We start from the raw sequence: 21860 nt of genomic DNA on the forward strand, positions 1-21860 counted from the left end.
CCTCCTAAAGAGCCGTTGAAGACTACGACGTTGATAGGTTGGATGTGGAAGCATAGCGATATGTGAAGCTGACCAATACTAATTGCTCGTGAGGCTTGACTATACAACACCCAAACAGTTGGGGTTGAATGCTCAATCGATTCAAATCCAATCAGTCAATTCAGACTGACCTTGATTTAGTTAAGGCTAAACAATAAAATTCAGACCCAATACAGCCCAATCTGTTACAGATTCGGAAAACGCAGTGCATCACTATCGTGAGTAAGACCAATGCAAGTCTCCGTAAACAGTTGTGCTGGCGACCATAGCAAGAGTGAACCACCTGATCCCTTCCCGAACTCAGAAGTGAAACCTCTTCGCGCTGATGGTAGTGTGGGGTTACCCATGTGAGAGTAAGTCATCGCCAGCTCATTATTCAAACACCCTCAACAAATGTTGGGGGTGTTTTTTTATGTAGAAAAGAAAAATTTAAGAAGAATAATCACATTTTATTGTGTTTGAAATAATAATAAATCCATAATTAATAAAAGGTTTTAGACTAATGTTGAATTTTTATCTTTTGTGTTTTGTGTGAAAGTTACACAATCTACTTGAGTAGCAAAAGTGGGCATGGATGACTGATAAAAATGAAAGTCTTCACTGTAAAAATTGCTATTCAAGCTTACTGAAACACAAACTCACAGGAGGTGAGGAATGGCACATCAAGCAATTAACGTGAATGATGTCATCGATCACGCAAAATTCAAACCATTTCATTTCAATGTCGTGGCATGGTGTCTACTGATCATTTTATTTGATGGCTATGACTTGGCAATTAATGGGGTTGTTTTACCCTTATTGATGGATGAGTGGGGCTTGAGTGCTGTTCAGGCGGGGATGCTCGCGAGTACTGCATTGGCAGGTATGATGTTTGGCGCGATGATTTTTGGTTCTTTAGCCGATAAAATTGGTCGTAAGAAAGTCATCATGATCTGTATCGTTCTGTTTAGTGGTTTAACCTTTGCAGGTGGCTTTGCTTCTAATCCAACTGAGTTTGCAATTTTACGTTTCTTGGCGGGTTTAGGCATTGGTGGTGTAATGCCAAACCTTGTGGCCTTAACTTCTGAATATGCACCTAAAACCATGCGTAGCACCTTAGTGACTACTATGTTTAGTGGTTATGCTGTAGGTGGTGTAATGGCAGCCTTACTTGGCTCATGGTTTACCCCAAGTTTTGGCTGGGAAATCATGTTCTTTATTGCAGGTATCCCATTGTTTTTATTGCCTGTGATTTGGAAATTCTTGCCAGAATCTTTAACCTTTATTGTCAAAGAAAATAAGCAGGATCAAGCCCGTCCAATCGTAGCGCGTTTAGCACCAGATTTAAAAATTACCGAAGACACCACTTTTGAATTGTATCAGGTTGGTGTGCCTGAAGCTGCTAACGTGGTGAGCTTGTTCAAACGCGGTCGTGCAGTGAATACTTTATTGTTCTGGTTAGCGTTCTTTACTTGTCTATTAACCATGTATGCACTCAGCAGCTGGTTGCCAAAACTGATGATGGCGGCAGGCTATTCTATGGACAACAGCTTAATGTTCATGATGGTGATGAACGTAGGTGCAGTCGTTGGTATCGTGGGTGGTGGTATTTTAGCAGACCGTTTCCACTTAAAACCTGTATTGATGTTCTTGGGAATCATGGGTGCATTGGTGATGAGCCTCATGGGCTTCCAATCTAATCAATTCTTGCTTTACATCTTAGTATTCTTGGCGGGTGCAGCATCTATTGGTTCACAAATGTTGTTGTATAGCTATGTGGCACAATATTACCCACTTGCGGTACGCTCAACAGGTATTGGCTGGTCATCTGCCATTGGTCGTATGGGTGCGATTGTGGGTCCAATTTTAATTGGCGGCTTATTGGGTATGAATTTACCTGCACACTTCAACTTTATGGCAGTAGGTTTGCCAGTGTTGATCACTGCAATTGCGGTTGCCTTGATTATGAGTGAAGATGAAGCTGAGCAAATTAAAGCAGGCAAAGCAGTTGCTGCCAAAGCTTAAACTTGTAATGTGCTAAGTTCAAAAGTCCTCAACCTTGTTTGGGGACTTTTTGATTATGGGGTGTGTAAATAGAAAGTGATGATAGATAAAGTTATATACTCAAGACACAGATAAAAAGAAACCCCATCATCCTGACGGGGTTTCTTTGTATTTCGTGTTTAGGTATAACTCCTGTCGTACCTCACGATCCTGGTGCTCAAACCTATTATTGTTGTTTTCTGTTTGGGAAACATCCTGTCTCCTTATGCTTTAAAGAATACCGTAAGCTCAAAATACTGCCTAGCCTCATTTTGCTTCAGTGCATGTAAGCAAAAACTGACAAAGTGATGAATGATACTGACGCTGATTTTGAGCAAACGATAAAATACCGAGCTTATTTTTGTCCATAAACAGGCGTATACTGATTGCGTGATTGGAGTAAATATGTCTGATTTAGCTGCAGCATCTCATGTTCAGTATGGTACTAAGCCGTTTAAAGCCATTCTTTTTTCGTTGTTTCTAGCGGGTTTCGCTTCTTTTTCGACCTTGTACTGTGTGCAACCGATGATGCCAATTTTGGCCGATTTTTTTACGGTTACACCAACCCAAAGTAGTTTCCCGCTGTCATTTTCTACTGTGGCTTTGGCGATAGGTTTGCTTTTCACAGGTTTTATTTCAGATCGTTTTGGGCGTAAACCTATTATGGTTTTGGCTTTATTTTTAGCTGCCATTTTATTAATTCTGAGTGCCTTACTTCCAATCTGGTCATTCTTTTTAACCACACGAATTTTTATTGGCATTGCTGTGAGTGGTGTAGCTGCGGTCGCCATGACCTATATTGGTGAAGAAATTCGACAGCAAGATATTGGTTTTGCTATGGGGCTGTATATTTCGGGTACGGCCATTGGTGGCATGGGTGGACGTTTAATTGCTGGGGTCTTGGTCGATTTTATTTCTTGGCAAGCGGCAACCTTAATTATTGGTAGTTTGAACTTACTGATTGCAATCACCTTTTATATGTTACTGCCCGCATCGAAAAATTTTACAGCGTATCCGATTCGCTTCTCGCGGTTTAGAGATGCTTTTGTTGCCAATTTGGCAGACCGTAAATTAAGAATCCTGTTTTTACAGGGCTTTTTGCTGATGGGCTGTTTCGTTAGTATTTTCAATTACATTAGCTATTATTTATTGGCTAAACCATTTGAGCTTTCTCAAGTTTGGATTGGGGTAATTTCAATTGCCTATTTGGCGGGTATTTACAGTTCACCACGCGCAGCAAGCTGGGGCAATCGTATTGGACGTGAACGTGTGTTGCCTATGGTGATTGTCCTAATGTTGATCGCATTATGGTTGATGTCGATTGCACATTTAGCCGTCGTATTGGCTGCATTGGTGCTATTTACCTTTGCTTTTTTTGCCGCACATTCTACTGCCAGTAGTTGGGTGTCGATTCAAGCACTGCAGTATCGTGCAGTGGGATCATCATTATATTTATTTAGTTACTACATGGGTTCGAGTTTGCTCGGTAGTGGTAGCGGTCTGATTTGGGAACAATGGGGCTGGTCTGGTCTGACATGGGTGATGACTGCAGTCTTGGGTGTGGCGCTTTATGGTGCGTGGCGTTTAAAGATTAAACCAACAGCGCTGCGATAAGCATTCAGGATTATTGCTTTAGGCTTATCCCTTTATGCTTTTCTTATTCAGATACCAACTTAGGATATAAAAATAGTTTGCTGATTTTGTGTGTTTTTTAATCAAGCAAGATGAATGGAATTCATGCTAAAATAGTCGGCTTTCATCTTTGATCGACTTTTGATCTTCCACTTCCCAGCCGAGAATTGCAAGCCATGTCTACTGCTTATACTGCTCAGACCGCACCCAAAGCGTTGTTTGATTACGACAAATATTGGGCGTCATGTTTTGAGCCTGCGCCATTTTTGCCGATGTCACGCGAAGAAATGGATCAGCTTGGTTGGGATGCCTGCGATTTTATTTTGGTTTGTGGTGATGCTTATATTGATCATCCCTCTTTTGTATCGGGCGTGATTGGTCGTGTGCTTGAGGCGCAGGGCTTTCGTGTCGGGATCATCGCCCAACCAGACTGGACCAATGTGGAATCTTTTCGGGTACTAGGGAAGCCGACCATTGCTTGGGGTGTTACCGCGGGCAATATGGACTCGATGATCAACCGCTATACCGCAGACCGTAAAATCCGTTCTGATGATGCTTATTCACCAGACAATCAGCCGAATAAACGTCCTGACCGTGCGGCTACGGTATATTGTCAGCGTTGTCGTGAAGCCTTTCCAGATGTGCCTGTTTTACTTGGCGGGATTGAAGGCTCGTTGCGTCGTATTGCACATTATGACTATTGGTCTGACAAAGTTCGTCGCTCAATTTTAATGGATTCTAAAGCCGACTTATTGATGTACGGCAATGGTGAGCGTTCGATTATTGAAGTGATGCACCGTTTGGCCAAAGGCGAAAAAATCCACGAAATTACAGATGTACGTGGTACAGCATTTATTATTAATAAACATAACCGCGCGTCTAAAGCCAAATTTGTTGAAATTGCATCTAATGATGTAGACAGCGTGGGCCGTGTTGATCCAATCATCAACCCTTATGTGATGACCGAAGATTTAGACGGTTGTGAGATTGAAAAAGACAAGGGCAACAACCTCGCGCAATATCAAAATTTCCAGAAAGATGTGGTCAGCAATCCAATTGTGCGTGAAGGCGATCAGCTAGATGCGGATACCCAGATTGTGCAATTACAGCCTGCTTCTAAAGCGATTAAACACAAATTGCCACCACGTGAATTGGCAGTGATTCGTTTACCTTCTTTTGAGGAAGTGGTGAATGATCCTGTGCTGTATGCGCATGCTAACCGTATTTTGCATTTAGAAACCAACCCAGGCAATGCGCGTGCTTTGGTGCAAAAGCATGGTGAACGTGATGTGTGGTTGAATGCACCGCCTATTCCGTTGACTACGGAAGAAATGGACTATGTATTCGATTTACCGTATGCACGTTTGCCGCATCCATCTTATGGCAATGCACGTTTCCCTGCTTTTGATATGATCAAGTTTTCGGTCAATATCATGCGTGGTTGTTTTGGTGGCTGTACTTTCTGTTCGATTACCGAACACGAAGGACGAATTATCCAAAACCGTTCTGAAGAATCCATTTTGCGTGAAGTGGAAAAAATTCGGGATACTGCGCCTGGCTTTACTGGCATTATTTCAGACTTGGGTGGCCCGACTGCAAATATGTACCGTTTGCATTGTAAAGACCCTGAAATTGAAAAGAATTGTCGTAAACCCTCTTGTGTATTCCCGGGCGTATGTCAAAACTTACATACCGATCATGCACCTTTAACCCAGTTATATCGTAAAGCGCGTGAACTGAAAGGTATTAAAAAAATTCTGATTGGTTCAGGTTTACGTTATGACTTGGCAGTGTTGAACCCTGAATATGTACGTGAATTGGTGACGCATCATGTGGGCGGTTATTTGAAAATTGCGCCTGAACATACCGAAAAAGGTCCATTATCTAAGATGATGAAACCGGGCATCGGAACTTATGATCGCTTCAAACAGATGTTTGATCGTTTCAGTAAGGAAGCAGGTAAAGAGCAATATTTGATTCCGTACTTTATTGCTGCGCATCCGGGTACCACGGACTACGACATGATGAATTTGGCCTTATGGCTGAAAAAGAATGGTTTCCGTGCCGATCAGGTGCAAACTTTCTATCCATCGCCAATGGCGACGGCTTCGACCATGTATTACACAGGTAAAAACCCACTGGCTAAAGTGGCGCGTTATACTGAAAACGTAGATATTGTAAAAGGTGAAAAGCGTCGTCGTTTGCATAAGGCTTTCTTGCGTTACCATGATCCGAATAACTGGCCGTTGCTACGTGAAGCTTTAAAAGAAATGGGGCGTGCAGATTTAATCGGAAACTCTAAACAGCACCTGATTCCAACCTATCAGCCGCAAGGCACAGATGGACAGTATCAAACGGCACGTAAGAAAAACTCGACTGTCGCGGGTGATTCACAAAAACGTACGGGGCAAAGTGGTAATCGTGCTCAGAACAGTAATCGTCCGAAGAAAGGGCAAATATTGACTCAGCACACAGGTTTGCCGCCACGTGAAACAGGTGAAAAACGTCCATTTTCACACAAAAAATCTAAGCCAAAATCGAAAGCTTAGTACTTGAAGTTAAGATCCATCAAAAGGCGCTGCAGCGCCTTTTTTGTTTGCTTTTCATTTCATCGGAATTGTCCGACAATCGAATCTGTTAAGCATTGCTTTGTTATTTTTTTGCATGCTATACAGTATTCGTATCTAATGATAAAAACACGCTTAGATGCTACAGCACTTAGACAAAAGGCGGGCTTGTGAAACAAAATTTCTGTTTCTATGATGGTTTTGTCAATGTTTCATGTAGTTTTTTAAATGGAACGTTTAAATATAAAAGCGTGTTATATACTGATTTGATGAAAAAATCGGCATGAAGCCGAAACAACTATAAAAAATGATTTTAAGGATTGAATTATGACCATTTATATTTTGATTGGGGTTTTGATACTGATTTTCTTTCTCTTGATGGCGGTTAAGGGCTTGGAAAATAGAGAAAAACCTCAGGACAGTGCACTAAAGCAACGTGCAATTTTTAACTTAAATGAACAGCTGACGTATACACGTTTGCAGGAAATTTTACCTCAACATATCATCTTGGCGCATGTGTCTTTTGATGCCTTGCTGACCACGAAATTTTCACGTACTCGACATAAATACCGCAATATGATTGCCGATTTTGTGGTGTTGGATGCCAATCATCAGGTCGTTGCAATTGTGGCTTTAGATGATTTGTTGATGTTGAAACGTAGCCGCAATGCACAATACCAAGATGAATTGCTGCGTTTGGCGGGTTATAAAGTGCTGCGTTATGAAGATGTGCCTGAATATCACGAATTACGCGAAGCTTTTGGGCAGTCATCGTCATCTTATGCAGATTTAGATGATTTGGATACTGCCTTAAAGAAGTATGATTTTTTAGCGCATTCTGTACGCCATAAAGTGAAGGTATTAGGCTAAACGCTTGCCGCTAAAATCACTAGATAGACAACATGAATCAGCATGTCGCCATGACATGCTGATTTTTTTGGGTATGTTCCTGATCCAATCACATCTGTTATACGTTGGGTTGCTCTTCAGGTTTGACTGCAACCACAGTCATCTCAACTAAAACGTCAGGATGATATAACTTGGCTTCTACGCAGGTACGCGGTAAAGTTTGTATATCTGCCACCCAAGCATCCCAAACTTGATTCATTGCGGCATAATCGCGCTCAATGTCTTTTAGAAAAATCATTACCGACATGATGTGGCTTTTATCTGTACCCGCATCTGCCAATAAACGATCAATCAGGGCAAGTGTTTGTTGGGTTTGCCCCTCAATATCTTGTTGTGTGTCTTCTGCCAGTTGCCCTGCCAAATGGACTAAATTTCCCGAAATTGCAATTTCAGAATAACGTTTTTGGATATGTAGACGTTGAACAGCCATTGGGTGTGATCCTCGCGCCAAGCGATTGGGTATAAAAAGCGTGAGGTATTATAGAGGCAGGCAAGCACGTGGAAAATATGCAGGCAGCAGTCTACTTAAAATAAAAAGTAGTTGAATGGAAAATACGAGGAAAAGAGAGACGGTGTATCAAAGCGGCGAAGTGCCAAGCGCAGAGTTGTCCTGTAATCTTCGGATTTGATCGTCACGCCAATCACAGGACAAGTATGCCAAAAGTAATGGTGATTTTTGACATCTCAGCGTATGTACGGATAAATACATCGCGCGCATAGATTACTCTAAAAAGCACAACTGTGAAGGGTAAATTGTCTTATTTTTATTCTTTTGGCTGAAATTTATACAAAAATAGCTTTAGTATTCATCGGTAAGCATTGCTTTGGCAGGCTGTCATGCCGTGCTGCGAGTTTATAGCTTTAATATCCGTGATATTTACGAGTCGTGATATTTACAGTAAAGACAGTTGTGCTTGTTCATCGGCAGAGCTGAGTTGATACAGACCGACCCCAATTAAACGGAATTGATCCTGTGCGGGAATATGCATTTCGTGAAGCAAAAGTTGCAGGACTTTTTCAAGATCGTTTTTGCTCTCAAGTGGCTGTTTAAAACTTTTGCTATGTTGTAAGACCTGAAAATTTTTGAGTTTCAATTTGGCCGATACGCCACGTGCAACATATTGTTTTTTCACTAAACTGTGCCAAACCTGATCAATCAAGCTAGACCAGTAAGCTGCACATTCGGCTAAGTTTAAGTCATCATCAAAGGTGATTTCTTTGGAAATTTGCTGGCGCTCACGTTCTGCCTGCACAGGACGTTCATCAATCCCTTGGGCAAATAAAAACAGGCGTTTTCCATATTTGCCAAAATGATGAATCAACAGGTTTTCTTCAATGTGTTGCAAATCGCCTAAGGTATTTAAATTCAAGCTTTTTAATTTTTCCTGCGTGACTTTACCTACGCCTGGAATTTTCTTTAAGGGTAAGTCCTGAATAAACTGCTGCACTTGACTGGGTTTAATCACGCAAATGCCATTGGGTTTATGCCAGTCCGAAGCAATTTTGGCTAAAAATTTATTCGGTGCGACACCTGCCGAGGCCGTTAAACCTGTACTTTGAAAAATATCTGCCCGAATCCGCATTGCGACTTCAGTTGCGCTTGGAATACCTTGTAAATTTTCGGTGACATCTAAATAAGCTTCATCTAAAGACAAGGGTTCAATAAGTGGTGTATAACGCTGAAAAATCTGATGAATTTGTGCGGAAACCTCACGATAGAGCGCAAAATTAGGCTCGAGCACCACCACCTGCGGGCAGCGTTTGCGGGCTTGTGCCATCGACATGGCAGAACGTAAACCAAACTCACGCGCAGGGTAAGATGCCGCAGCAATCACAGCACGAGGATGATGCGAAGCAATCACCACAGGTAAATGCTGCAATTCAGGACGACTGCGCAGCTCAACAGAGGCATAAAAGGCATCCATATCAATATGAATGATTTTCCGCATGGCACAAACTAGATGAAGCGTTTAGATTTCAACAGTATCGCATGTTTAGGAAGTCGGTTGTAGCATCGGAGCAAGCGGATAAGGCGTGTTGCTATTCAGCAAAATCACCTGTGTCGATTGCTGTTCTGCATAGTCGATCAAACGCTGTAAACTCCGTGGGCTATGGTCGGCAATGCGAGGCAAAAACTCTTTAGGGCGCGCTAAAGGCTGAAAAATTTATCCCAATGGATTGGAGTCATAACATGAGGACGCAACGTCCCTGCAGTTTCGTCTAAATAGAGAGGCGACTAAAAATCCATCAATTAGATTCTAGTTTCGCATCATCAAATAATAGGGTAGATACGCCAAAATAATGTACCTTTAAATTAGAACTTATAGTTTTTGTTGGATATTGCCATGCGGAAAATTGCTCCAGTTTACCCGCAGGTTGTAATAGGTAAAGCAGCGTGAATCCTGAAAAATGCAGAGCGCGAGAGCAGTCCTTTAAGCAATTTCATGACGGTATTTTTTTATTGTGATACGGCTAGCTTGTTATTTTTTTGGTTCGGTTCAAGTCTAGCGGGTTGAATCGCGTTGTCTGTTAAAAAACGCTGCCATTGTTTGGCGTTTCCATAAAAAACATTCAGGTCGACTGGGGTGTGAATACCTTTTATTTGACCCTGATTGGTATGTTGCCAAAACAACCATTTTGGCTGACCTACCAATTGTGGTTTACCCTGATATTCTCTGACCCAAAGTGGTGTTTGCTTGAAACTTTCAGTCAATACCATATTGTAAAAGGCTTTAGATACATAAAAAATCGGTTGTTTTTCATAATGTTGATATAGCGCATCATGCATGATTTGAATTTCGCGCAGTAACTGTTCTTTGCTATAGGTATTAATGCAGTTGCTGTCATATTCCAAGTCAATCACGGGGGGCAAACTGTCGGTTTTTTTGGGAACAGTTGCAATAAAGTTTTCTGCCTGGATTGTACCATCACGGCATAAGCGATAAAAATGATAGGCGCCGACCAAAAAACCATGTTCACGGGCTTTGAGCCAGTTATCCTGAAATTTACGGTCTTTAAAATCGCCTCCTTCGGTGGCTTTTAAATAGACAAAGGGATATTTTTGTGGGGAAATTTTTTGCCACTGAATATTGCCTTGATGATGTGACACATCAAAGCCTTGAATCGGATATTCTTCGGCTGCCGCAGGTTGTTGGCGCAACACACCCAAATACAATAAAACCGCCAAAATAGTACTGCCCAGCACCGCAATCATACGATAGTGCGGTGTAAAAGCTGAGTTTATAGCTCGATTTGGTGGTTTGCGCATGTTGGAAAAGCTTCGCGGGGCAATGTCATATCATAACGCGCAGTGCGGTGTAGCACTATGCGCTTTCGGTAATGGCGTTTTAAACAGCCGTGTGTTTAGGAATATTCCAAAACACTAAAAATGCCAAAATATTTAATACACCCAAACAAATTAAAGTGGCATGAAAGGCACTCACTAACTGTTCTGCACCGTAATAGGCACTAAACATATTCACCAAAGTACCTGCTAGTGCCACGCCAATACTCATCGACAGCATCATAATCATGGATAAAAAACTATTGCCGCTGCTGGCATCTTGTTGAGGTAAATCTTTGAGCGTAAAGGTATTCATACCCACAAACTGCAATGAATTAAGCACCCCAAATATAAAAAAATGTAAGGCACGTAACCAAGTCGCAGTTTCAGCAGTGGTCAGCGAAAAACTGGCAATACAGGCACCGACCAATAACGTATTAGTCAGTAAAAACTGCCGATAGCCAAAACGTTGAATTAAAGGCCGAATAATTGGTTTAGATACCAAAGAACCAAGCACAGTTGGAATCATCATCAAACCTGTGATAAATGGTTCAAAACCAAAAGCCACCTGCAGCATGATTGGCATGATAAAAGGCATGGCATTGCCCCCGAAGCGGGCAAAAAAGTTACCTAAAATACCAATCGCATATAAGCGATTTTTAAATAAATCACTGCGAAATAAGGCATTTTGATGGGTGTGGGCATGGCGGGCATAGCATGCTGCAGCAATACCGCCAGTCAAGATTAACGCTAAACTCCAAAGCAGATTATGGTGTGGATTGGCAAAATTTTCGATGCCTAAAGATAAGCCCGCCATCGCCACAACCAATAGAATAAACCCGAGTAAATCAAAGTTTTTAACCTCAGTTTCAGTCACATTCGGCATGGCTTTGATACAAATCCAACAGCCCAAGATGCCCATCGGAATATTGATCAGGAAAATCCAGTGCCATGTGGCGACTTCGACCAACCAACCGCCCAGCGTTGGGCCAATTAAGGGGCCAATCAACCCCGCCAGACTCATCAGGCTCATGGCAGATAAAAATTGGCTACGTGGAATAATTTTGAGCATCGCCAAGCGCCCGACAGGCAAGAGCAATGCACCCCCGATGCCTTGAATCACCCGATAAAATAGTAATTCATTCAGGCTCGCCGCAGCGGCACAACCCAAAGAAGCAAGGGTAAAAATAATAATCGCTGCAAAATAGGTGTTGCGAACTCCAAAACGATCTGCCAGCCATCCACTTAATGGAATACACGCTGCCACCGAGAGCACATACGCCACTACCACACTGTGCATCCGCAGCGGGTCTTCCTGCAGGCTATGTGCCATTGCAGGGATTGCTGTATTCACAATGGTGGTGTCGAGCGCCTGCATAAAAAAGCCAATTGAAACCAGAAATACCAAAAGGCGATATTCAGGATGCAGGGCTTGATGGGTCGATGTTTGGTTCATAACTCGGCAAAATGGGCATTTGGTCTAGTTTAAACCATTTTGCAATCTAACGGACTGCATCTGTAAAAACATGAAAAGTGTTCGAAAATTCAAGAGAATGCCATGAAATTGTCATTTATTTGTCACCGATTATTCACTTTGAGTTTGTAAGTTGGGTGCATTTAGAAAAATGATGAGTAATTTATGAAAACGCAAATTTCTGCATTAATGTTGGCTTTATTGTCTGTGGGGATGGTGGGCTGTAATGATAATAATGATCCTATTCCTGTAAAAGAAGAAGTTGTTGAAGCAACACCTACAACAATTAGTTTGGAGCGTTTAGGGGAATACGATGCACAAGTTTTTGGTGCGAGTGCTGCGGAAATTTCTGCTTATGATGCTGAAAGTAAACGTTTATTTGTAGTCAATGCGAAAAATGGCGTGGTCGATGTACTGGATTTAAGCAACCCAAGTGCACCTGTTAAGCTGAACAGCTTGGATGCCAAGACTCATTTGGCGAATTCTGAAGTCAATAGTGTTGCGGTACATCAAGGTATTGTCGCTTTAGCTGTTCAGGCAACACCTAAAACTGATAAAGGCATCGTGGCATTTTTTAAAGCCAAATACCTGAGCTTTATCAGCAAAGTTGAAGTCGGTGCATTGCCTGATATGTTGACTTTTACTCCAGATGGCAAAAAAGTCTTGGTTGCCAATGAAGGTGAGCCAAATGAAGGTTATAAGATTGATCCAGAAGGTTCAATCAGTATTATTAATCTAACTGACATCAACAAGCCTACTGTAAAAACTGCAGATTTTCAGGCATGGAATACACGTAAGCAGGAATTGCTTGATGCGGGCGTGCGTATTTTTGGGCCAAATGCGACTGTCGCACAAGATTTAGAGCCTGAATATATTGCGGTGAGTGACGATGGTAAAACTGCTTGGGCAAGTCTACAAGAAAACAATGCTATTGCTGTAATTGATTTGATTCAAGACCAAGTGGTCGATATTTTCCCATTGGGTTATAAAAACTTTGGCTTAGCTGCAAATGCTTTAGATGCAGGTGATCGTGATTGTGTTGTTGGTAAGCAAGACTATAACGGTAAAACGATTACAGCCTGTGCTAAAAATGAGGGGATGATTAATATTCAAGCTTGGCCAGGCTTATATGGCATGTATATGCCAGATGCAATTGCGCAATATCAAGCCAATGGACAAAGCTACTTGGTCACTGCCAATGAAGGTGATGCGCGTGAATGGTTGGTTGATGAAGACTTATATTTTGGTACGGATGAAATAACTCAGGGTTATGCAGAAGAAATTCGTGTTAAACACTTATTCAATAATAAAGGCTTCAGTACCAATGGCGATTATGCAGCGCATTTACGTCTATTAAAGTCAGGGGTTAAAGGCGCAAAGCTTGATTCAAACGTATTTAAAGCATGTACCACTACAGATGCCAATGAAGTTTGTGCAGATAATTTAATTAAAGATTCACAATTGGGTCGTTTGACGATTACTTGGACGCAAGGTTACAAGAAAGATACAAATGGTGAGCCTGTGCTAGACAGCGATGGTTTCATGACCTATGACAAACTATATGCTTATGGTGGCCGCTCGTTCAGTATTGTAGATCCTAAAACCAAAAAAATTGTTTGGGACTCAAAAAATGACTTTGAACGTAAAGCTGCTGAATTATTTCCAGAATACTTTAATACCAATCATGAAAAATTAAGTATAGATGATCGTAGTGACAATAAAGGCCCTGAGCCTGAAGGCATTGCTTTAGGTAAAATTGGTCAAAAAACTTTTGCCTTTATTGGGTTGGAGCGTATGGGTGGCATTATGGTGTACGACATTACCCAACCGACACAAGCATCTTTTGTTGAGTATTTTAATGATCGTAAGTTTGGTGAAACCCGTACATCTTTCGATGCAGAAGGTAATGAGGTTACCGTTGAAAATTCAAATCTCGGTCCCGAAGGTTTGATCTTTATTGCAGCCAAAGACTCGCCTAACGGCAAGCCACTGTTAGTTGTGGGTAATGAAGTCAGTGGAACTACTGCCGTCTACCAAATCAAGCTTAACTAACAGCATTGCAAAATTAGAAATCTATTAAAGAGGGCACTTTGGTGTTCTCTTTTTTGTGCTGTAAAAACCAATGAACAGTGAATTAAAAAAAGCGAGTCACCGACTCGCTTTCACTTTCATTTTTATTGCTATTTCATGTAGCTAAAAAAGTTCAACCCACAAAATGACGTGGAGAATCCAAATTCTTCAAGGCATTAATAATTTTATGGGAGTGGTTACACACGATCAGTTTAGCGCGGTGCTGTGGTGGTAAAAAACCTTCGTGTACCGCATGATCTAACTGCTGAATCAGCGCATCATAAAAGCCATTTACATTATATAAAATCATCGGTTTTTGGTGCTGATTCAATTGCCCCCAAGTGGCAATTTCCAAAATCTCTTCAAAAGTACCCAAGCCGCCTGGCAACGCCACAAAAGCACTGGCGCGATCTGCCATCATCGCTTTACGCTCATGCATGCTTTTGACTACGTGTAACTCGGTTAAATTACTGTGGGCAATTTCATAATCCAGCATAAATTCAGGAATTACTCCCACCGCTTGCCCACCATGTTGCACAACGGTGTCGGCAACCAAACCCATTAATCCAATACTCGCACCGCCGTAGACCATACCAAAGCCTTGCTCGGCCAGTTTTCTTGCCAGTTGTACTGCTTTTTCCTGATAAATCGGGTTATTGCCAGAGCGCGAACCACAGTACAGTGCCACCAAAGGTTGAGAGGTTTGAGGAGATGGATTATTGATATATTGGGTCATTCTTAATTCGCTATTCATTTATTTTCTTCACCATAGCATGTTCTTTTTGTTGGCTCTAGCTTAGTGCTCAAATATGACAAACCCGTCAGTATGCAGTGTTCAATTTGCAAAGATTTGTGAAAGTGCTGCATTGACGTGGATGATGTCGCAAAAAGGGGATGAATCTGAGCGCAAACTTTCCTATACTCAAAGCTTGTCTGACAACTATAGAATCGTCATGGACAGTGGCAGTAGTCGCACCGAACGAATATTTTTAAATTACATGCTGTGCCAACCAGAGCAAGCAAACTTATCTTTTCAGTGTCATCGCCGTGTGGCACGTTTGACCCATGATATTCAGGAGAAGAGTGCATGATCTTTGAATGGATGTCTGACCCCGCTGCGTGGGTTGGGTTATTGACCCTGATCGTACTCGAAATTGTATTAGGCATTGATAACTTGGTGTTTATTGCCATTTTGGCAGAAAAGTTACCGCCAGAACAACGCAATACGGCACGGGTGGTGGGCTTGCTTCTCGCCTTGGGGATGCGCCTGATTTTACTCGCCTCTATCGCGTGGGTCGTCACTCTGACCCAACCACTGTTTCATATTTTTGAACATCCTTTCTCTGGACGTGACCTGATTTTACTGTTTGGTGGTGTGTTCCTGTTGTTTAAAGGCACCATGGAACTGCGCGAACGCATTGAAGGCAAACCAGCACTAAAAGAAGAAAACCCTGTGCACGCGACTTTCTGGATGGTGATTGTGCAGATTGTGGTGCTAGATGCGGTGTTCTCACTCGACAGCGTGATTACCGCTGTGGGCATGGTGCAGCATTTATCGGTCATGATGATTGCGGTGATTATCGCCATTGGCATTATGTTGTGGGCCTCTAAAGCGCTCATGGACTTTGTCAATAAGCATCCTACCGTGGTGATTCTATGCCTGTGCTTCCTGATGATGATTGGTTTCTCATTGGTGGTGGAAGGCTTTGGCTATCACATTCCAAAAGGCTATTTATATGCCGCCATCGGCTTCTCGGTGATGATTGAATTCCTGAACCAAACCATCCGCAGAAATCAGGAAAAAACCGTGACCACCACCGATTTACGCTACCGTACTGCTTCGGCTGTGATGCGGATGTTAGGTGGCAAAAGTCAAAATACGACAGAAAGCAGTCATATCAACGAAGATGTTTTGGCTACCCGCGCCTTTGCTGATGAAGTCTTTGATGCTGAAAATGGCGTCTATCACAGCGTGATGGTACAAGGAGTGTTGGGCTTATCTGAGCGTCCTGTAAAATCGGTAATGACGCCACGTCCTGAACTGGAATGGATTGATTTAGACGAAGATGATGCCTCAATTCGCAGCCAATTATTAAGTATGACCCATTCACGAGTGATTGTGGCACGTGGTGAACTGGACAATATCTCAGGCATTGTCTTAACCCATAAAGTCATGAATCAATACATTGAAACAGGTGTACTGGACTTTGAAACACATTTGCGTGAACCCGTGATTGTGCATGAAAATGCCCAAGTTTTGATGGTGATGGAGCAATTGCGTCAAGCACCGCTGCAAATGGCGATTGTGCTGAATGAATATGGCTCGATTGAAGGCGTTGCCACACCTATTGATATTCTGGAAGCAATTGCAGGCGAATTCCCTGATGAAGATGCTCTCGAAGCCAGTGCTGAAAGTTTGGAAGATGGCACATTATTGCTAGATGGTTCCATTGATATTCGTCACGTATCTTTATTATTAGGTCGTGATTTGGTGGATGAAAGCGAGCAATATTCAACTTTATCAGGCTATATTTTATTCCATTTGGGGCGTTTGCCTGAAAACGGTGAAAAGCTGCTTTCCGATGGTTATGTTTTTGAAATTGTGACCATGGATGGACATAAAATTGAAAAAGTGCATTTGATTCAGCAGGAATCTTCAAGCGCATCATAAACTGAACGCCAAACTGCATTTCAGTCTTGTGCTTCCGCTAAAATAGCCTGCATTGTCAGGCTGTTTTGGGGCTGTTGCCATTGCAAATATAGACGAAGTGTCAACAGACCCTATTATTGATTTAAATTTCTGGAATTTTCTATGCATCACTTGGCATGTCCGTGCGGGCAAGGCGATTATCAATACTGCTGCCAACCTTTACACGTGGGGCAGGCACATGCAGAAACCGCGAGCCAACTCATGCGTTCACGCTATAGCGCTTTTGCCTTGCAACAAATTGATTATATTGTGCAAACTACTGCGCTAGGACAACAGGCAAGTTTGGATGTTGACGCAATTGCAGATTGGAGCAAGTCGAATCAATGGTTAAAGCTCGAAGTGCTGAATAGCAATGAAAAGTTAGATAAAAGCCATGCCCAAGTTGAATTTAAAGCCCATTACCATGATGCTAAGCAGGCGCAAATTCACCATGAAATTTCCCATTTTGTGCAACATCAGGCACGCTGGTATTTTCTAGATCCGACCACAGGGCAACAGCCGACCATGAAACAGCCGTGTATTTGTGGTTCGGGTAAAAAATTTAAGCAATGTTGTGCGCAATTTTTATAACTTTATCTTGGTTTTTCGCTTATTATAACGCGCATCTATTGGCCTAGTGAAAGAAGGGCAAGTCCATGTTGTTGTTGGTCATTTACTTAATCGCGATTACCGCAGAAGCGATGACAGGCGCATTGTCTGCAGGGCGTCGCAGCATGGACTGGTTTGGTGTCACCTTAATTGCCTGTGTCACCGCATTGGGCGGTGGTTCGGTGCGAGATGTATTGTTGGGGCATTATCCGCTGACTTGGGTCAAACATCCTGAATATTTGGTGCTGACCTGTATTGCAGCTTTTATCACCATTTTAATTGCCAAATGGATGCGTCATTTACGTTCCATTTTCTTGGTGCTCGATGCTTTAGGCTTAATTGGCTTCACTATTATTGGTTGTCAAATTGCTTTGGAAATGGGGCATGGCTTTGTGGTGTCTGCCGTTGCAGGCGTCTTAACAGGTGTGTCAGGTGGGATTCTGCGTGATATTCTGTGTAACGATGTGCCTTTAGTGTTCCGCCGTGAGCTATATGCCAGTATTTCTTTTGTGTCCGTGATTTGCTATTGGTTGTGTATCGAAATCGGTTTGTCGCTTGAATTGACCGTGATCTCAACACTTGTTTTTGGTTTTACTTTGCGTTTGATTGCGATTTATTTTGGCTTAGAAATGCCTAAATTTATTTATCAGGACGATGATGAACATTCAGCATCCTCTAAAGATGAAACCTAATTGGTTATAAGAATTGTATTGAATATCTAAATAGAAGCGAACCGATCACCAGATCGGTTTTTTAATGCTATCCACATCCTGTCAATTCATAGTATAAAAATACAACAGCAGTTGTGTTTTAGCCTATATCCTTTTAGCCAACTTAAAGAGTGTGTTATGGATTTAGTTTCGCGTGTGCAACGTCTACCCATTGGAAAATTCCACTATAGCCTACTGGTGGTGATTGGTCTGGGCTGGATGTTTGATGCCATGGATACAGGACTGATCTCCTTTATTTTGGCAAAAATGGCAGAAGACTGGAGCATGACCCCTGCCGAAAAAGGCATGGTGGTGTCGATTGGTTTTGTCGGAATGGCCATTGGGGCAGTCTTTTCAGGTGGTCTGGCCGATAAAATTGGACGTAAAACTGTATTTGCCACCACCTTGGTGATTTACAGTCTAGCTACTGCCGCTTGTGCCTTTGCACCGAATTTAACTTGGTTACTGGTCTTTCGCTTTATTGTCGGTTTAGGTTTGGGCGGGCAGCTTCCCGTAGCGGTGACGTTGGTCAGTGAATACATTCCTGCGCATGTGCGTGGGCGCTTTATTGTATTGCTGGAAAGTTTTTGGGGCTTGGGGTGGTTATGTGCGGCATTGGTTTCTTATTTTGTGATTCCAAAATTTGATTGGCATACAGCATTTTTAATCGGTGGTTTGCCTGCCTTATATGCCTTGGTTATCTGGAAAAAAGTCCCTGAATCTATCCCATATCTGATCAATCGTGGTCGTATTGCCGAAGCACATGCACTGGTACAAAAGTTTGAGCGTCAATGTGGGGTAGAAGTCATTGAACAGATTGAAGTTCAGCCTGTTGCCGCTAAACAGCATATCTCTTTTACCCAACTGTGGTCGGGGCCATTTGCACGCCGTAGTTTAATGCTGTGGCTGATTTGGTTTGGCATTGTCTATTCCTATTATGGCATTTTCACTTGGTTGCCTAGTCTGTTGGTGCAGCAAGGCTACAGCATCGTACAGTCATTTGAATATGTGTTGGGCATGATTTTGGCGCAATTACCCGGTTATATTGCAGCTGCTTGGCTGGTCGAAAAATTAGGGCGCAAAGCCACACTAGCTGGTTTTATTGGCATGTGTGCCGTATCGGCGTACTTCTTTGGTCAGGCGGATAGCGTGGCGATGATCATGTTCTGGGGCTGTTTGATGTCGTTCTTCAACTTGGGCGCATGGGGTGTGCTATACACCTATACTCCTGAACAATACCCAACCAATATTCGTGCCTTTGGTTCGGGTTGGGCTTCGGCGATTGGACGCATGGGCGGTATTGTCGCCCCGATGGTGGTCACCCACATGATGGTCATGCAAAATGGCTTTAGTTATGTCTTTATGATGTTTACAGCGGTTTTATTGGCCGTTGCTTTGGTGATTGTGGTGTTGGGTGAAGAAACCAAAGGCAGAACTTTAGAGTCGATGGGTTTATAAAAGACAATTTGCCTATTTTTATTTGGCATTGCATATCGGTTATAAAATGCATATTTTTAAGGCATAAGACACAAAATGTCGCAGAGCATCTGTACTAAGTCTTGTGCAGGATGCAACTGCGACTTAGCATAAGCCCATTGATACAAAAACAAATGATTTAGGACGATAGGTTTTATGACAAACCTTGCGCATCATGCGACAGAAAACCGTTCCGTAGCAGAATTTACTGAACGTGCATACCTTAACTATGCCATGTACGTGATTATGGATCGTGCATTACCCCATATCAGCGATGGTTTGAAACCTGTACAACGCCGTATTGTGTACGCCATGAGTGAGCTTGGACTCAAGCACAGCGGCAAACCGAAAAAATCGGCCCGTACCGTAGGGGATGTATTGGGTAAATACCATCCACATGGTGATTATGCTTGTTATGAAGCTATGGTGTTGATGGCGCAGCCGTTCAGTTATCGTTACCCATTTATTGAAGGGCAGGGCAACTGGGGGTCACCCGATGATCCTAAATCCTTTGCCGCCATGCGTTATACCGAAGCCAAACTATCGCAATATAGTGAAGTACTTTTGGCGGAATTGGGGCAAGGTACTTGTGATTGGCAAGATAACTTTGATGGCTCATTAAAAGAACCTGTCAATTTGCCTGCGCGTGTACCGAATATTTTGCTTAACGGCACCACAGGTATTGCCGTGGGGATGGCGACCGATATTCCACCGCATAACTTGCGTGAAGTGGTGAAAGGCACAATTGCCCTGATTCGCAACCCAAATTTAACCGATGAAAAAGTCGCAGAATATATTCCTGCACCAGATTTACCTACCAAAGCTGAAATTATTACCCCGCCTGAAGAATTGCTGAAAATGCAAAGTACAGGTCGTGGTAGTTACCGTATGCGTGCGGTGTACAGCATCGAAAAAAATGAAATCGTAATTACCGAATTGCCGTATCAGGTTTCGGGTTCAAAAATCATTACCCAAATTGCCGATCAAATGCAGGCGAAAAAACTGCCGTTGGTGAGCGATGTGCGTGATGAATCCGACCATCAAAACCCAACCCGTTTGGTGATTGTACTGCGTTCCAACCGTATTGATGCCGAAGCGGTGATGAGTCACTTGTTTGCCACGACCGATTTAGAATCGAGCTATCGTGTCAATATGAACATGATTGGCGCAGATGGTCGTCCGCAGGTGAAATCGATTCGTCGTATTTTGCTGGAATGGATTGAGATTCGTAAAAATACCGTCACACGTCGTTTGCAATATCATCTTAATAAAATCGAAAAGCGATTGCACATTTTGGCAGGTTTGCTGATTGCCTATTTAGATATTGATACCGTGATTCGGATTATTCGTGAAGAAGATCATCCTAAAGCCGAGTTGATGGCGCATTTTGGTATTGATGAAATTCAGGCTGAAGCCATTTTGGAATTAAAGCTGCGTCATTTGGCTAAGCTTGAAGAAATGGAAATTCGTCGTGAACAAGAAGAATTAGAAGCACGCGCTGCCATTATTCGTGAACAATTGGCGAATCCTGAATCATTGAAAAATTTAATTATCAGTGAGTTGAAAGAAGACGCGAAAAAGTTTGGTGATGATCGTCGTTCACCAATTGTATTGCGTGCCGAAGCGACTGCGATTAATGAACAAGATATGCTACCTGCCGACCCTGTAACGGTGGTGTTGTCTGAAGCAGGCTGGATTCGTTGTGCCAAAGGGCATGAGGTCGATGCGGAAAATCTAAACTTCCGTGCAGGTGATCAATATCTCAGTCATGCGCAAGGCAAGTCTAATCAGCGCGTTTATATTTTAGATGATACAGGACGCAGTTATGCGTTGCCAATTAATAGCTTGCCTTCGGCACGTGGCTTGGGAGAACCATTAAGTTCAAAACTTGCCCCTGCCAGTGGCGTTGGCTTTAAACAATTGCTGATTGCCGATGATGAAGCTGAAATTTTAGCAGCCAGCAGTAAAGGTTACGGCTTTAAAACACAGGCCAAACAGCTAGATACCAATGCCAAAGCAGGTAAAGCATTCCTGTCTTTGCCCGAACAATCGACAGTGATGAACTTGCAAATGATTGAACACGCGAGTCATGTTGCACTGCTCAGTTCAGCAGGGCGTTTACTGGTGATTGAGCTGTCAGAATTGCCAATTTTGAATAAAGGTAAAGGTAATAAATTGATACAACTTGAGGAAAAAGATCAGTTGGTGTCTATGTTACCTTTAAGTTTAGATGAAGCAATTCAAATATTTGCAGGACAGCAACAACTCAAACTCAAAGGTGACGATTTGCTGAAGTATGTGGCGAAGCGCGGCACGAAAGGTCAGCTCTTACCACGCGGTTACCAAAAAGCAAATAAACTGTTAATTCAAAGATAATACT

17 protein-coding genes and 2 rRNA genes are annotated in these 21860 nt (G+C 42.6%); 13 read left to right on the plus strand and 6 right to left on the minus strand.

Annotation, left to right across the window (positions count from 1 at the left end):
* From FTV28_RS05110 to FTV28_RS05135, 6 genes are all read left to right on the plus strand, one after another.
* Positions 1-103 (plus strand): 23S ribosomal RNA (locus FTV28_RS05110); the annotation flags it as partial.
* A gap of 191 nt (positions 104-294) precedes the next feature.
* Positions 295-409 (plus strand): 5S ribosomal RNA (gene rrf, locus FTV28_RS05115).
* A gap of 284 nt (positions 410-693) precedes the next feature.
* Positions 694-2043, plus strand: a complete 1350-nt coding sequence (locus FTV28_RS05120) for an MFS transporter (RefSeq protein WP_096902259.1) — start codon at positions 694-696, stop codon at positions 2041-2043.
* A 423-nt stretch (positions 2044-2466) separates the two neighbouring features.
* The gene (locus FTV28_RS05125) at positions 2467-3675 is read left to right on the plus strand and encodes an MFS transporter (protein WP_179989619.1); all 1209 of its coding nucleotides are present in this window, start codon (positions 2467-2469) and stop codon (positions 3673-3675) included.
* A gap of 194 nt (positions 3676-3869) precedes the next feature.
* On the plus strand, positions 3870-6242 hold the full coding sequence (locus FTV28_RS05130) for a YgiQ family radical SAM protein (RefSeq protein WP_179989622.1): 2373 nt from the start codon (positions 3870-3872) through the stop codon (positions 6240-6242).
* A 345-nt stretch (positions 6243-6587) separates the two neighbouring features.
* Positions 6588-7130 (plus strand): DUF2726 domain-containing protein, encoded by a 543-nt coding sequence (locus FTV28_RS05135; protein ID WP_131261667.1) that lies wholly within the window; start codon positions 6588-6590, stop codon positions 7128-7130.
* Between the two features lie 97 nt (positions 7131-7227).
* On the opposite strand, the gene FTV28_RS05140 is transcribed toward FTV28_RS05135, so the two are convergent.
* The 5 genes from FTV28_RS05140 to mdtD form a co-directional block, all read right to left on the minus strand.
* Positions 7228-7599: a RidA family protein gene (locus FTV28_RS05140; protein WP_104852890.1), complete on the minus strand. Its 372-nt coding sequence runs from the start codon at positions 7597-7599 to the stop codon at positions 7228-7230.
* 463 nt (positions 7600-8062) lie between these two features.
* A complete protein-coding gene (gene dinB / locus FTV28_RS05145) occupies positions 8063-9118 on the minus strand; it encodes a DNA polymerase IV (RefSeq protein WP_096902254.1) in 1056 nt (351 codons plus the stop codon).
* A gap of 45 nt (positions 9119-9163) precedes the next feature.
* A complete protein-coding gene (locus FTV28_RS05150) occupies positions 9164-9301 on the minus strand; it encodes a hypothetical protein (RefSeq protein WP_179989624.1) in 138 nt (45 codons plus the stop codon).
* Positions 9302-9627: 326 nt separating this feature from the next.
* Positions 9628-10437, minus strand: coding sequence for a GH25 family lysozyme (locus FTV28_RS05155; protein WP_179989625.1), 810 nt, complete (start codon positions 10435-10437; stop codon positions 9628-9630).
* Between the two features lie 79 nt (positions 10438-10516).
* Positions 10517-11908, minus strand: coding sequence for a multidrug transporter subunit MdtD (gene mdtD, locus FTV28_RS05160; protein ID WP_179989627.1), 1392 nt, complete (start codon positions 11906-11908; stop codon positions 10517-10519).
* Positions 11909-12091: 183 nt separating this feature from the next.
* Here mdtD and FTV28_RS05165 point away from each other — a divergent pair, with 183 nt between their 5' ends.
* Positions 12092-13978 carry a choice-of-anchor I family protein gene (locus FTV28_RS05165; RefSeq protein ID WP_179989629.1) on the plus strand — a complete coding sequence of 629 codons (1887 nt, stop codon included), beginning with the start codon at positions 12092-12094 and terminating at the stop codon, positions 13976-13978.
* A gap of 151 nt (positions 13979-14129) precedes the next feature.
* Here the strand turns inward: FTV28_RS05165 and FTV28_RS05170 are convergent, their stop codons facing one another.
* Positions 14130-14750 (minus strand): TIGR00730 family Rossman fold protein, encoded by a 621-nt coding sequence (locus tag FTV28_RS05170; RefSeq protein ID WP_096902251.1) that lies wholly within the window; start codon positions 14748-14750, stop codon positions 14130-14132.
* 124 nt (positions 14751-14874) lie between these two features.
* Here FTV28_RS05170 and FTV28_RS05175 point away from each other — a divergent pair, with 124 nt between their 5' ends.
* The 6 genes from FTV28_RS05175 to parC all read left to right on the plus strand — a co-directional run bounded on the left by FTV28_RS05175 (position 14875) and on the right by parC (position 21856).
* Positions 14875-15087, plus strand: coding sequence for a hypothetical protein (locus tag FTV28_RS05175; protein WP_165492541.1), 213 nt, complete (start codon positions 14875-14877; stop codon positions 15085-15087).
* The gene (locus FTV28_RS05180) at positions 15084-16667 is read left to right on the plus strand and encodes a TerC family protein (RefSeq protein ID WP_004975629.1); all 1584 of its coding nucleotides are present in this window, start codon (positions 15084-15086) and stop codon (positions 16665-16667) included. Before FTV28_RS05175 ends, FTV28_RS05180 begins: the two co-directional genes overlap by 4 nt.
* 141 nt (positions 16668-16808) lie before the next feature.
* On the plus strand, positions 16809-17276 hold the full coding sequence (locus FTV28_RS05185; RefSeq protein ID WP_178865910.1) for a YchJ family protein: 468 nt from the start codon (positions 16809-16811) through the stop codon (positions 17274-17276).
* 65 nt (positions 17277-17341) lie between these two features.
* Entirely contained in the window at positions 17342-17986 is a 645-nt protein-coding gene (locus tag FTV28_RS05190; protein ID WP_004975638.1) for a trimeric intracellular cation channel family protein, read from the plus strand.
* 156 nt (positions 17987-18142) lie between these two features.
* Positions 18143-19462, plus strand: coding sequence for an MFS transporter (locus FTV28_RS05195; protein ID WP_179989631.1), 1320 nt, complete (start codon positions 18143-18145; stop codon positions 19460-19462).
* Positions 19463-19636: 174 nt separating this feature from the next.
* Entirely contained in the window at positions 19637-21856 is a 2220-nt protein-coding gene (gene parC, locus FTV28_RS05200) for a DNA topoisomerase IV subunit A (protein ID WP_179989633.1), read from the plus strand.
* Positions 21857-21860: the final 4 nt, after the last annotated feature.

The sequence above is a fragment of the Acinetobacter sp. YH12252 genome (genome assembly GCF_013417365.1).
Lineage (GTDB): Bacteria > Pseudomonadota > Gammaproteobacteria > Pseudomonadales > Moraxellaceae > Acinetobacter > Acinetobacter towneri.

Bases quoted from the DNA above. Each gene is read 5' to 3' on its own strand.
- FTV28_RS05130 (WP_179989622.1), top strand. From the start codon at position 3,870: ATGTCTACTGCTTATACTGCTCAGACCGCACCCAAAGCGTTGTTTGAT.
- FTV28_RS05125 (WP_179989619.1), top strand. From the start codon at position 2,467: ATGTCTGATTTAGCTGCAGCATCTCATGTTCAGTATGGTACTAAGCCG.
- FTV28_RS05165 (WP_179989629.1), top strand. From the start codon at position 12,092: ATGAAAACGCAAATTTCTGCATTAATGTTGGCTTTATTGTCTGTGGGG.
- mdtD (WP_179989627.1), bottom strand. From the start codon at position 11,908: ATGAACCAAACATCGACCCATCAAGCCCTGCATCCTGAATATCGCCTT.
- FTV28_RS05155 (WP_179989625.1), bottom strand. From the start codon at position 10,437: ATGCGCAAACCACCAAATCGAGCTATAAACTCAGCTTTTACACCGCAC.
- FTV28_RS05190 (WP_004975638.1), top strand. From the start codon at position 17,342: ATGTTGTTGTTGGTCATTTACTTAATCGCGATTACCGCAGAAGCGATG.
- FTV28_RS05170 (WP_096902251.1), bottom strand. From the start codon at position 14,750: ATGAATAGCGAATTAAGAATGACCCAATATATCAATAATCCATCTCCT.
- FTV28_RS05175 (WP_165492541.1), top strand. From the start codon at position 14,875: ATGTCGCAAAAAGGGGATGAATCTGAGCGCAAACTTTCCTATACTCAA.
- FTV28_RS05185 (WP_178865910.1), top strand. From the start codon at position 16,809: ATGCATCACTTGGCATGTCCGTGCGGGCAAGGCGATTATCAATACTGC.
- FTV28_RS05120 (WP_096902259.1), top strand. From the start codon at position 694: ATGGCACATCAAGCAATTAACGTGAATGATGTCATCGATCACGCAAAA.
- FTV28_RS05135 (WP_131261667.1), top strand. From the start codon at position 6,588: ATGACCATTTATATTTTGATTGGGGTTTTGATACTGATTTTCTTTCTC.
- parC (WP_179989633.1), top strand. From the start codon at position 19,637: ATGACAAACCTTGCGCATCATGCGACAGAAAACCGTTCCGTAGCAGAA.
- dinB (WP_096902254.1), bottom strand. From the start codon at position 9,118: ATGCGGAAAATCATTCATATTGATATGGATGCCTTTTATGCCTCTGTT.
- FTV28_RS05180 (WP_004975629.1), top strand. From the start codon at position 15,084: ATGATCTTTGAATGGATGTCTGACCCCGCTGCGTGGGTTGGGTTATTG.
- FTV28_RS05195 (WP_179989631.1), top strand. From the start codon at position 18,143: ATGGATTTAGTTTCGCGTGTGCAACGTCTACCCATTGGAAAATTCCAC.
- FTV28_RS05140 (WP_104852890.1), bottom strand. From the start codon at position 7,599: ATGGCTGTTCAACGTCTACATATCCAAAAACGTTATTCTGAAATTGCA.